Origin of the sequence: Gilliamella sp. wkB292, from assembly GCF_001690235.1 — a bacterium.
Lineage (GTDB): Bacteria > Pseudomonadota > Gammaproteobacteria > Enterobacterales > Orbaceae > Gilliamella > Gilliamella apicola_F.
This window is the reverse complement of sequence record NZ_LZGO01000047.1, coordinates 45,196-58,425: the sequence shown is the minus strand read 5'-3', so window position 1 is coordinate 58,425 and position 13,230 is coordinate 45,196. Positions and strand designations below refer to the sequence as shown.

9 protein-coding genes and 1 tRNA gene are annotated in these 13,230 nt (G+C 36.1%); 5 read left to right on the top strand and 5 right to left on the bottom strand.

The window, feature by feature from the left end; all coding sequences use genetic code 11:
- Together carB and A9G09_RS04805 are read left to right on the top strand one after the other, a co-directional pair.
- Window positions 1-3,216 (top strand): carbamoyl-phosphate synthase large subunit, encoded by a 3,216-nt coding sequence (gene carB / locus A9G09_RS04810; protein WP_065633768.1) that lies wholly within the window; start codon window positions 1-3, stop codon window positions 3,214-3,216.
- A 42-nt stretch (window positions 3,217-3,258) separates the two neighbouring features.
- Window positions 3,259-4,104, top strand: coding sequence for a fumarylacetoacetate hydrolase family protein (locus A9G09_RS04805; protein WP_065633767.1), 846 nt, complete (start codon window positions 3,259-3,261; stop codon window positions 4,102-4,104).
- A gap of 43 nt (window positions 4,105-4,147) precedes the next feature.
- Here A9G09_RS04805 and A9G09_RS04800 read toward each other — a convergent pair whose 3' ends face one another.
- A complete protein-coding gene (locus A9G09_RS04800) occupies window positions 4,148-4,645 on the bottom strand; it encodes an NADAR family protein (protein WP_065633766.1) in 498 nt (165 codons plus the stop codon).
- A gap of 125 nt (window positions 4,646-4,770) precedes the next feature.
- On the bottom strand, window positions 4,771-5,190 hold the full coding sequence (locus A9G09_RS04795; protein WP_065633765.1) for a GFA family protein: 420 nt from the start codon (window positions 5,188-5,190) through the stop codon (window positions 4,771-4,773).
- Window positions 5,191-5,409: 219 nt separating this feature from the next.
- On the opposite strand from A9G09_RS04795, the gene A9G09_RS04790 reads away from it, so the two are divergent.
- A tRNA-Met gene (locus A9G09_RS04790) sits at window positions 5,410-5,486 on the top strand.
- Window positions 5,487-5,509: 23 nt separating this feature from the next.
- Here A9G09_RS04790 and metF read toward each other — a convergent pair.
- From metF to A9G09_RS04775, 3 genes are all read right to left on the bottom strand, one after another.
- The gene (gene metF / locus A9G09_RS04785; RefSeq protein WP_065633764.1) at window positions 5,510-6,385 is read right to left on the bottom strand and encodes a methylenetetrahydrofolate reductase [NAD(P)H]; all 876 of its coding nucleotides are present in this window, start codon (window positions 6,383-6,385) and stop codon (window positions 5,510-5,512) included.
- 110 nt (window positions 6,386-6,495) lie between these two features.
- Entirely contained in the window at window positions 6,496-8,769 is a 2,274-nt protein-coding gene (gene metE, locus A9G09_RS04780; protein ID WP_065633763.1) for a 5-methyltetrahydropteroyltriglutamate--homocysteine S-methyltransferase, read from the bottom strand.
- Window positions 8,770-8,952: 183 nt separating this feature from the next.
- Window positions 8,953-9,504, bottom strand: coding sequence for a DUF1440 domain-containing protein (locus A9G09_RS04775; protein ID WP_065633762.1), 552 nt, complete (start codon window positions 9,502-9,504; stop codon window positions 8,953-8,955).
- A gap of 407 nt (window positions 9,505-9,911) precedes the next feature.
- On the opposite strand from A9G09_RS04775, the gene A9G09_RS04770 reads away from it, so the two are divergent.
- On the top strand, window positions 9,912-11,264 hold the full coding sequence (locus tag A9G09_RS04770; RefSeq protein WP_065633761.1) for an Nramp family divalent metal transporter: 1,353 nt from the start codon (window positions 9,912-9,914) through the stop codon (window positions 11,262-11,264).
- Between the two features lie 262 nt (window positions 11,265-11,526).
- A complete protein-coding gene (recN, locus tag A9G09_RS04765; protein WP_065633760.1) occupies window positions 11,527-13,188 on the top strand; it encodes a DNA repair protein RecN in 1,662 nt (553 codons plus the stop codon).
- Window positions 13,189-13,230 lie beyond the last annotated feature (42 nt).

The window sequence follows — 13,230 nt, the reverse complement described above, 5'->3', positions numbered from 1 at the left end:
ATGGCTAAGCGAACAGATATCAAATCGATTTTAATTATTGGCGCTGGTCCAATTGTTATTGGTCAAGCTTGTGAATTTGATTATTCAGGCGCTCAAGCCTGTAAAGCCCTACGTGAAGAAGGTTATCGCGTTATTTTAGTTAATTCGAATCCGGCAACCATTATGACAGATCCAGAGATGGCCGATGCCACCTATATAGAACCTATTCACTGGTCAACCGTTGCCAAAATCATCGAACAAGAAAGGCCTGACGCCATTTTACCAACTATGGGCGGGCAAACGGCACTAAACTGCGCTTTAGAGCTTGAAAAGCAAGGTATTTTAAAGCAATTTAATGTTGAAATGATCGGTGCCACCGCTGATGCTATCGATAAAGCTGAAGATCGTAAGCGCTTTGACCAAGCGATGAAAAAAATAGGACTTGATACAGCACGTTCAGGTATTGCACACTCATTAAAAGAGGCTTATGTCGTACTTGAACAAGTTGGCTTTCCTTGCATTATTCGTCCTTCATTTACGATGGGTGGAACTGGCGGTGGTATCGCCTATAACACCGAAGAGTTTGAAGAGATTTGTGCTCGAGGATTGGATCTTTCTCCCACCAATGAACTATTGATTGATGAATCTTTGATAGGTTGGAAAGAGTATGAAATGGAAGTTGTTCGAGACAAAAATGATAACTGTATTATTGTTTGTTCGATCGAAAATTTGGATCCTATGGGCATCCATACGGGTGACTCTATTACTGTTGCTCCTGCTCAAACATTAACCGATAAAGAATACCAAATCATGCGTAATGCGTCGATTGCGGTACTGCGTGAAATCGGTGTCGAAACCGGCGGCTCAAATGTACAATTTTCGGTCGATCCTAAAACAGGGCGACTTATTGTTATCGAAATGAACCCACGTGTATCACGCTCATCTGCACTAGCATCGAAAGCAACTGGCTTTCCTATTGCCAAAATCGCCGCTAAATTAGCGGTTGGTTATACGCTTGATGAACTTTCCAATGATATTACTGGCGGTAAAACACCTGCGTCATTTGAGCCGTCTATCGATTATGTTGTGACAAAAATACCTCGCTTTAACTTCGAAAAATTTGCCGGATGTAATGACCGTTTAACGACCCAAATGAAATCAGTGGGCGAAGTGATGGCCATTGGTCGAACTTTTCAAGAATCATTACAAAAGGCACTACGAGGGCTTGAAGTCGGTGCGTGTGGTTTTGATCCGAAAATTGAAAATTATGATGATGAAAAAAATCTCAGCAAAATACGGTATGAACTGCAAGAAGCAGGAGCTGAACGCATTTGGTATATCGCAGATGCTTTTCGAGCAGGCTTTAGTTTAGATGAAATCTTCACACTAACAAATATCGATCGCTGGTTTTTAGTGCAGATTGAAGAACTTATTAGCCTTGAAAACCAACTAAAATCACAATCATTAGCTAGCCTTAATTCAGAATCATTATGGCAACTTAAGCGTAAAGGTTTTTCAGATTTACGTATCGCTAAACTGCTAAATGTCAAAGAGCAAGACGTTCGTGATCGACGAAACCAATACGATATTCATCCGGTTTATAAACGCGTTGATACTTGTGCCGCTGAGTTTGCAACCGACACCGCTTATCTTTACTCAACTTATGAGCAAGAGTGTGAAGCTAAGCCACAATTTAATCGTCCTAAAATCATGATATTAGGTGGTGGACCGAATCGAATTGGGCAAGGAATTGAGTTTGATTACTGTTGCGTGCATGCAGCGCTGGCGCTACGTGAAGATGGTTATGAAACCATTATGGTGAATTGCAATCCCGAAACGGTATCAACCGATTATGATACTTCAGATCGACTCTATTTTGAGCCTGTCACGCTTGAAGATGTATTAGAAATTGCTTATGTAGAAAAACCAAATGGGGTTATTGTGCAGTATGGTGGACAGACACCTTTAAAATTGGCTCGTGCGCTTGAAGCGGCTGGCATACCGATTATTGGTACCTCACCTGATTCGATCGATAAAGCGGAAGACCGAAAACGCTTTCAAGCTATTGTTGAAAAATTAAAATTAAAACAGCCCGTTAATGCTACTGTTACCGATATTGAAGATGCGGTGATTAAGGCCGAACAGATTGGTTATCCCTTAGTGGTTCGACCATCTTATGTTTTAGGTGGACGAGCAATGGAAATTGTTTATAACGAACAAGATCTACGGCGTTATTTTAAAACCGCAGTCAGTGAATCGAATAATGCACCGGTATTACTTGATCACTTTTTAGATGATGCCATTGAAGTTGATATTGATGTGATTGCCGACGGTGAACAAATTGTAATTGGTGGCATTATGGAACATATTGAACAAGCCGGCATTCACTCGGGAGATTCTGCTTGTTCATTACCAACGTATACTCTCAGTCCAGAAATTTTAGATAAATTACGCAAGCAAGCCAAACAATTAGCACAGGAACTTAATGTTAAAGGTTTGATGAACGGTCAATTTGCGATTAAAAATAATGATGTGTATCTGATCGAAATCAATCCTCGAGCCGCACGTACGGTACCATTTGTGTCAAAAGCTACCGGTTTGCCCTTAGCAAAAATTGCAGCTAGAGTAATGACAGGACAATCACTTGCTAAACAAAATATCACCAAGGAAGTCATTCCTCCTTACTTTTCGGTTAAAGAGGTGGTATTACCGTTTAATAAATTTAGCGGCGTTGACCCCATTTTAGGGCCTGAAATGCGATCCACAGGTGAAGTAATGGGAATTGGAAAAACCTTTGCCGAAGCCTTTGCTAAAGCACAGTTGGGTAGTTTATCGAATATGAAAAAATCGGGGAAAGCGCTCTTATCAGTTCGTGATCAAGATAAAACTCGCCTACTCCAAGTGGCTAAGCGACTTGTTGCACATGGCTTTACAATTGATGCCACTACCGGCACAGCTAAAATATTGCAACAAGCCGGTATTGCTTGTCAAATCGTTAAAAAAGAGAACGAAGGTCGACCCAATATTCATGACCATATTAAAAATGGTGAATATAGTTATATTCTTAATACCACTTCGGGACGCGCAGCCATTGAAGCATCAAAAATCCTGCGTCGAAGTGCAATACAATATAAAGTACACTACGATACAACGATGAATGCAGCCTATGCCACCACCGCTGCACTCGATTGCGATCCGGCAAAAACCGTTATACCATTACAAGCACTGTACCAATAAGTTTTGGGCAAAATCAGCCTGTAAAATGATAGGGGGAGTAATATGCGATTACTGCGTTATGGTTTGAAAGGAAATGAGAAACCAGCCATCTTAGATGACCAAGATCAACTGCGCGATCTAAGTGCAGTAATTGCCGATATTGATGCACAAACATTAGCCGATAATGTGCTAACAAAAATTAGCCAAATGGATATTGATACGCTACCAATAGTTAATCGTCCTGAGCGTATTGCCCCTTGTGTTGGTAAAGTCGGTAAATTTATCTGTATTGGTTTGAACTATATCGATCATGCAAAAGAAACTGGCGCGCCAATTCCTAACGAACCAGTTATTTTCAATAAATGGACCAGTGCCATTAGTGGTGCTAATGATAATATTGTATTACCCCGAGGCTCAACCCATACCGATTGGGAAGTAGAGCTAGGAATCATCATAGGCAAAGAAGGTAAATATATTCAAGAGCAAGATGCATTAACTTATGTTGCTGGTTATTGCGTGGTTAATGATGTTTCTGAACGTGATTATCAAAAAAATCGTGGTGGAACTTGGGACAAAGGTAAAGGTTGCGATAGTTTTGGCCCTATTGGACCTTGGCTAGTCACAGCCGACGAAATTAAAGATCCACAAAATCTTGAATTATGGTTAGAAGTCGATGGCAAACGCTATCAACACAGTCATACCAGTAATATGATTTTTGATGTTAAACAGATCATAAGTTATGTCAGCCAATTTATGAGTTTACAAGCGGGTGATATTATCGCAACAGGTACACCCGCTGGCGTTGGTCTTGGTATTAAACCTAAACCAATCTTTTTGAAAGCAGGACAAAAGGTTCGTTTAGGCATTGCCCAATTAGGTATTCAAGAGCATTTAGTTGTCAGTGAATAATTGTGTTTATTGCAATAACGAGCTTAATACCCAATAAAAAACATTAAAGCTTTGATGCTTTTAATGCTTCCCTAACTTGCATTAAAACTTCACCCAATAAGTTTTGACCTCGCCATTTAGTCATATTAAAGCGCATCTCATCATCCATACTTAAACCTATTCCCCAAATTTTATCGTATGGACTTGCCTCTGCTAATACTTTACCTTTGGTCGATAATAAATAGGTTTTGAGCTCAGCATTTTGCGAAAACTTAGCTAAATTCCCTTTAAAAACTATCTCTTTTTTATGAATATTCCAAATATTATCATCAAAATTAGTTACCTTTTTACCCAGATTTTTCTGCATTTTGGCAGAAGACGTCGCTAAAATAGCATTAGCACAATCCAAATCTTGAAATAACATTGCCTTAGCATACATCATCCATTGTTCGGTACTGGTAAACTCAATATCATCAATAACAAAACGACAAGGATACCATTGTGACAAGTAATGATCTGGGCTAAAAAAGAAAATCATTTTCTTTTTTCCAACTGGTTTCATGTATTAACATCACCTTTTAAAGATAAGTTTATCGTCAAATTAACCAATAAAACCACACCATAATAATGCATTTTATTGGCTAATTATTGATGATCGATAATTAAGTTAACAATTAACTTTTTATACTATTTATTAGCCGCAGCCATGGCTAAGATATCAGCCTCTGTCAATTTATGGGTAGGATTAGCAAACGCATAGCAAGTTGGTTTTTTGTCAATAAATACTTCAGTAGTAAATTGTAGATCGTTAATATCTTCAAAAATCCAAGTAGAAATATAATAGTGTTGTGTATCTTTCATATGATAATAAAGGTGAGTACCACATACTTGACAAAATGCTCTTTCTGCCCATTGAGATGAATTATAAACACTAATGTTTTCTTGCCCTTCAACCGCTATTTGTCCATCATACATTAATGTCATAAATGGCCCCGCACCCCATTTACGACAAGTATTACAATGACAAGCACTAAATTGGGTATTTTTAAAAGGTACCGTTAATTTAACCTTTCCACATAAACATGATCCATGATATTGATTAGACATAATTCATCCTATTATTTAATTAATTGTGTAAATATTCTAACAATAAAAACAGGAAATAAATTAAAAATACAACTTATGTTGTGAATAAATTTCAGATTACAGGTGTATTTATGTAAAGAGATAGCCTATATTTACTTAATAATGTTTAAATATAGGACAGTTAAACCAAAAAGGTATTGCTTTATTATTTTATTACTATATTATAGCTCACCTCTTTGACGCGGGGTGGAGCAGCTTGGTAGCTCGTCGGGCTCATAACCCGAAGGTCGTTGGTTCAAATCCAGCCCCCGCAACCAATTTTCTGTCTAATCTATCTTTTCTAAGCCGATTTTGGCACTGCTAATAACGTTGATACCGCTTCACTGATTCTTCTAGCGATATAACTATTGTTCATAGTATATAAATGAATACCGTCAACATTTTGTGAAACTAAATCCACAATCTGATCGATAGCATAAGCAATACCAGCATCACGGAATGCATCAGGATGATGTTCATATTTTTCCATCATCTGTTTGAACTTCTTCGGTAGATTCACACCACACATTGAAACCATACGTTCAATTTGATTTTTATTCGTTACCGGCATAATGCCTGCTTCAATTGGTACGTTAATCCCCATATCACGCGCTTTATCTAAAAACGCATAGAAATAATCATTATCAAAAAAGAGCTGTGAGATTAACTGATCGGTACCTGCATTCACCTTTTCTTTTAAATGAATCAGATCTTGTTTAAGGGTAGCTGCTTCAAGATGTCCCTCTGGATAGCATGCGCCAATAATATTAAAATCCCCATTTTCTTTAATGAACGATACTAATTCGCTGGCAAAACGAAAATCATTTTTGGGTTGTACATTCGGACTAATATCACCACGTAACGCTAAGACATTATCAATACCTGCACATTTTAGCTCATGTAAAATTTTACTCATCTCAGCTTTATCAAAATTAATACCCGGTAAATGGGCAACACTCTCAATACCATAAGTGTGTTTAACTGAATGTGCAATATCAATGGTGGTTTGACCATTTAAACTACCGCCTGCTCCATATGTAACACTGATAAAATCAGGCTTAAAATAGCCAAGTTCACGTAATGTGCTATAGATAGTCTCTAATGGTGATGTTTTTTTGGGTGGAAAAACTTCAAAAGAGAACACCGTTTTTTTATTAAAAAGTAAATTTGTTTTCATCTGTTTCATCCATTCGTGTGACAACGATTGTCCTTACTGACATTTCCGCCACCAAAAAAGGTGGCGGAATCTGAGGTATAACCAAGAGACCTTACTTGGCAAACAGAGTATTAATTAAGTGTTTTTCTAACTTCTAAGGTTGCTTGTACTAAATGCTCTAAGCTTTCAACCACTTCTTTTTCGCCTCGAGTTTTTAAGCCACAATCTGGATTGATCCAAAGTTTTTGCTTGTCAATTTTTGCTAGTAATTTCTCAATGGTTGCTTTAATTTCAGCAACAGGCGGAACACGTGGTGAATGGATATCATATACACCAGGCCCAACTTCTGTTTTAAAGTTATTAGCTTTAAGCACATCAATTAATTGTAGATTTGAGCGTGAAGCTTCAAACGAAATCACATCGGCATCCATTGCGTCGATATCTTTAATAATATCTGCAAATTCGCTATAACACATATGGGTATGAATTTGTGTATCAGCTTGTACTTTGCTGTGTACTAATCTAAATGATGGAATTGCCCAATCAAGGTATTCACTGTTCCAATCCGCTTTACGTAATGGTAATTTTTCTTTAAGTGCGGCCTCATCAATTTGAATGATTTTAATACCAGCAGCTTCAAGATCTAATACTTCATCACCTATGGCTAACGCAATTTGGAATACTGATTCTTTTTGTGAAATATCTTCACGTGGGAATGACCAGTTAAGAATTGTCACAGGTCCTGTCAACATACCTTTAACAGGTTTATCAGTAAGGCTTTGCGCATATTTTGAATATTCAACCGTAATCGGTTTAGAACGTGAAATATCACCCCATACAATTGGTGGCTTAACACAACGAGTACCATAAGATTGAACCCATGCTTTTTCGGTAAAGACAAAGCCATTTAAGCTTTCACCAAAATACTCCACCATGTCATTACGTTCAAATTCACCGTGAACTAATACATCAATACCAATTTTTTCTTGAAGCTTGATACATTCTGCAATTTTTTGCTTATTAAACTCAGTATATTCATTCAAACAAATTTCACCTTTTTTGAATTTTGCACGATTTACGCGCACATCTGGTGTTTGTGGGAAAGAACCAATAGTCGTGGTTGGCAATAGTGGTAAATTAAAGGCTTTCTTCTGTGTTGCCTCACGTACTGAAAATTCCGGTAAACGGGTAAAATCAGACGCTTTTAACGCAGCCACTTTTTCACGTACAGAATGATTTGCCCCTTCACGTTCACGGGTAAATAATGTTTGATTTGCTTTATAAGCTGCATTATTTTCAGGATTAGCTTCTTTAAATAATTGTCCCAACTCTGCAAGTTCTTGCAGTTTTTCTTGAGCAAAAGCAAAGTAAGCACGTTGTTGAATGGTTAGTTTGGTTTCATTCTGCAACGTATAAGGTACATGTAATAATGAGCATGAAGTATTAATAACGATGTTAGCCGCTTTTTGTTTAATCTTACCAAGTAAAGCTAACGTTTTTTGATAATTATTTTTCCAGATGTTTTTACCATTAACAACACCTGCAAATAACACTTTATTCGCTGGAAAACCATTAGCTTCAAGTAATGCTAATGATTGTTTTCCTTCAACAAAATCAAGACCAATACCATCGAATGGCAGAGCAACTAACTCTTTATAACAATCACGTACATCACCAAAATAGGTTTGTAGAACCACTTTAGTTGCACCTTTGACAGATAAGATTGCTTGATAAAGCTCAGTAAATAAAGCGATATCATTTTGATTAAGATCAGTGACTAAAATTGGCTCATCAATTTGAATCCACTCTGCACCTAATGCCGTAAATTTTTGAATAATATCTTGATAAGCTTTAATAATATCAGCTTTAAAGTCAGTGATTTTTTTATTACCTAAATATTGAGCCAATTTAAAAAAGGTTAATGGACCAACTAAAACAGGTTTAGTTTGAATACCGAGTGCTTTTGCTTCTTGATACTCATCAAATGGTTTGTTGCCAGCTAATTTAATTTGCACTGAATCTTCAATTTCAGGCACTAAATAATGATAATTGGTATTGAACCATTTTTTCATTGCTAAAGCTCGCACATCGCCTTTGTCACCTTGATAGCCACGCGCCATCGCAAAATAGCGATCAAGCTCAGGCAAACCTAAATCTTGATAACGCTTTGGAATCACATTAAGTAAACAAGCGGTATCTAAAACCGCATCATAAAATGAAAAGTCATTAGATGAGATATAAGCAATTTTTTGTGCACTTTGTTGTTTTAAGTGCTCTGCACGAAGCGCTTTTGCTTCGTTTAATAATTCAGCTTGGGTTTTATTGCCTTTAAAATAAGCTTCAGTTGCAAACTTAAGTTCACGAAGTTTACCAACACGAGGATAACCAATAACAGCAGTATTCATTTTTGTTTCCTTTTCATCTTAATCACATTTCTTTAGTGGTTAAAAAGATAACAAAAAAAATTGTTATTGAATAATTCTACTTTTTTATTGGTTAATATAGTTTTTAGCTATAACAAATATAATTATCAGCAAAAAAAATCCCGCTATTAGCACAATAGCGGGATTGGTTTTTATTTTATCGAATTACTTACGCCATTCACCACGAATTGGTCTTGAAAAATGAGCAAGTACAGCAATCATACAAATTTCAATTGATACGCCCCAATAGATGTGACCTAAAATTTCACTCCAAAGTTCATAACCATTTAAATTCCATAACCAACCCACTGTTCCTTCTGGATCATAAGCAGGATGACGAAAACCGAGTAATGGAATTAAAAATCCATGCATGGCAACGGTAATAATAATGCCGTAAAACGCACCATACCATAAACGAATATTATTCCAAAAATAAGCGATAAAAACATACACAAAGGCAAAAGCAAAACTAAATAACCAATGGTAAAGTGTCACCGCTCCTGATACTGTCGCCGTTTGATAGACATAATCAAGAGAGTGAGAGTTAATACCTAACCAGCCAAGCCATGCATCAATATGTGCTGCTGGTGGTGAAATTTCGCCAGGAACGCGAGGCGGCATATTGACTTCAGAGCCCCATTTTACTAATGCACTAATAAACCCACCAATAAGTGTGGTCCAAATAATAATTTGCCGATTTGTTTTATTTCCAAACATTTAGATTAATTCCTAATATTATTGTTAATATGTTTTTAAATTATATTACACATTAATCCACGAAAAAATAAAATTTAGTTAGTTGGCAAAAATTCTTTAACAAAAGAGAGGAACCTTATAAACCTGCATAAAATTAACCCACTAAAATTTAACGCAACCATTTGATAATTAATAAAATATAAATCAATCTTACAATAAGAGTTATAAGCATTTAAAAAGTATATTAAAGGGATTATATTAGTTATTAATAAAAATTATTCGAATATAAAAATATGCATTGTGAGCTAAATCGAGTATTTATATACTATAGATAACTGGCTTAATGAAATGAAAGGTTATTTTTATTTGATAATGATTCTCATTATCAATATAATAAAAACATACACTTTACTGTAGAGATCTTAGTTATGTTAAAAACATCGACAATAAGCCTTGAAGAAATCAATAATACAGTCCAAATTCCGGATCCTCAGTCTGGTTTTTTTCGAAAACTCTGGGCTTTTTCAGGACCTGGCGCATTAGTTGCTGTCGGTTATATGGATCCGGGTAACTGGATCACCTCTATACAAGGTGGCGCCCTTTATAGTTATCTGTTACTGTCAGTCATATTAATATCGAGTTTAATTGCTATGCTTTTGCAAGCGATGTGCGTCAAAATAGGCATAGTCACTGGTATGGATCTTGCTCAAGCAACAAAATCGATGGTAGGCAAAAAATTTTCTTTTTGTTTATGGATATCAACTGAATTGGCAATTATCGCTACAGAAATAGCAGAAGTGATTGGTAGCGCTGTCGCATTAAACCTTTTATTTGATATCCCGCTATTAATCGGTGTGTTATTAACAGTCTTCGATGTTTTCATTTTATTAATATTAATGAGATTTGGTTTTAGAAAAATAGAAGCTATCGTATTTTGCTTAATTGCAACGATATTTATTATTTTTTCTTACGAAGTTTTACGAGCCTCTCCTCAATTTAGTGACATAATTAATGGGTTTATTCCTAAAATAGATATTTTTACTCAATCAATTAAAGGTCATGACTCAGCATTAGTGATTGCACTAGGTATTGTTGGCGCAACGGTCATGCCTCATAATTTATATCTACATTCATCGATTGTCCAAACTCGAAAATATAATAGAACAAAAACATCTAGCCTAAAAAATGCTATCAAATATGCAACTATTGACTCTAATATACAATTATCTTTTTCATTTATTATCAATTGTCTGTTATTAATTCTTGGCGCTTCGCTTTTTTATGGTAATGATCCTGACAATCTTGGTCGCTTTACTCAGCTTTATGACGCTTTAAAAAATCCGCAAATGGTTGGACCTGTCGCCAGTTCAATAATGGCAACATTATTTGCTGTTGCTTTACTTGCATCGGGTCAAAACGCCACAATAACCGGCACACTTACTGGACAGATAGTAATGGAAGGTTTTATTAATCTATCTATTCCTCTTTGGGCTCGTAGAATGATAAGCCGAGGATTAGCAGTCGCCCCTGTTATTTTATGCATCTATATATGGGGTGAAAAAGAGAGCATTGTTGAAAATTTATTAATCTATACTCAAGTATTTCTCAGTATCGCCTTACCTATATCAATGGTTCCTTTATTGTTGGTCACTTCCAACAAAAAAATCATGGGCGAATTTGTTAATTGCAAATTAACTATCATATTAGGATGGTTAGCGGCTATTGCACTGGTTCTACTCAACCTACAGTTAATTTATGAAGTTATTAGTTCACTATTCTAAATAGATCACTTTAAAGCCATAAATAGACAACTATTCATGGCTTTTTATCTATTTTATCCCACTAATTAATGATCATTTACTTTTTACCAAAAAGCATTATCAATAACATAAACAGCCCAAAAGCAATTAAAATAAAGCTTAGCATGCATTGTTGACTAACTAATTAATTACACATCTTTATTTCACCAAAAAACTGTATTTATTTACAGTGTTTTTACTGTTATACTGCCTACATTATAACTAGTCTTATGTATTCATTATTATGATAACGCAATTAACTATTAATAATTTTGCTATTGTTGATCAGCTACTGGTTGACTTTACCTTAGGTATGACAGCAATAACGGGTGAAACAGGTGCCGGTAAATCTATTGCTATTGATGCATTAGGGTTGTGTTTAGGTAATCGTTCTGATGCTTCATCCATTCGCTATGGTGCAGAACGTGTTGATATTTCTGCTTGTTTTGTACTTGATGATACACCAGCCGCTTTTAATTGGCTTACTGAAAATCAACTTGATGAAGGTAATGAATGTATATTACGAAGAGTAATTAACCAAGATGGCCGTTCTAAAGCATTTATAAACGGGCGAACGGTTCCTATTTCACAATTAAAAGATTTAGGGCAAATGTTAATTCAAATTCATGGACAACATGAACATCAACGTTTGCTACGTAGTGACTATCAGCAACTTCTATTAAATCATTATATGAATGAGCCAATATTACTTGCACAAATGCAACAAGCTCACAAACAATGGAAAGTCGCTCGACAAGCTTATCAACAATATGAAACATCACGCCAAGAACGTGATGCTCATATGCAACTGTTACAATATCAACTTAAAGAGTTAAATGAGTTTTCGCCAATTGAAGGTGAATACCAACAAATAGACGAAGAATACAAACGATTATCTAATAGCGAACAACTGATTAATCTAAGTCAACAATCAGTTATGCTATTAGACGAAGCCGATGATTACAATGTGAGCAATTTGCTCAGTAGTGTCAAAAATAGCGTTCAGCAGTTAACTGAACTCGATCCAACGCTAAATAATATTTATACCATGTTAGAAGAGGCTTCCATTCAGATTAAAGAAGCAAGCTATGAGCTGCGTCATTACAGTGAAAATCTAGATCTTGATCCAGCTCGGGTTATGCAACTTGAACAACGCCTATCAAAACAAATAGCGTTGGCTCGTAAACATCATGTAGCGCCTGAAGCACTACCAGAATTACACCAACAGTTATTGGCCGAATTTAAACAAATTAACCAGCAAGATGAACAAAGTGAACAACTAAAAGCGGATATTAAAAAATATCATCAAATCGCCATTGAACTTGCAGAAAAGCTACATCAAAAACGATTAACTGTAAGTAAAACCCTAGCTAAAAAAGTAACAGCATTGATGCATGAGTTATCTATGCCAAATGGACAATTAAGCATTGAAATTGCTTATGATGAAAATCGTTTAACTGAAGATGGTGCGGACTTAGTCACTTTTTTAGTGACGACAAATGCAGGACAACAAGCACAACCTTTAGCTAAGGTAGCATCAGGCGGAGAGTTATCACGTATCGCACTTGCTATTCAGGTTTTAACTGCACAAAAAATGGAAACACCTGCGCTAATATTTGATGAAATTGACGTTGGGATTAGTGGACCGACTGCGGCTAAAGTGGGTCAATTATTAAGGCAACTTGGCGAGTCAACACAAGTGATAACTGTCACACATTTACCACAAGTCGCCGGGCAGGCTAATCAACACTATTTTGTTAGTAAGCAAACAAAGGGAAAACAGACTTCAACCGACATGCAAAAATTAGATAATAATGGCCGTTTAAATGAACTCGCTCGATTATTAGGCGGTGATAAAATCACTGATGCAACGTTAGCCAATGCGAAAGAGTTACTTATTATCTAACTGAATTGTGGTAATATAGCGATTTAGACTGAATTATGGGGA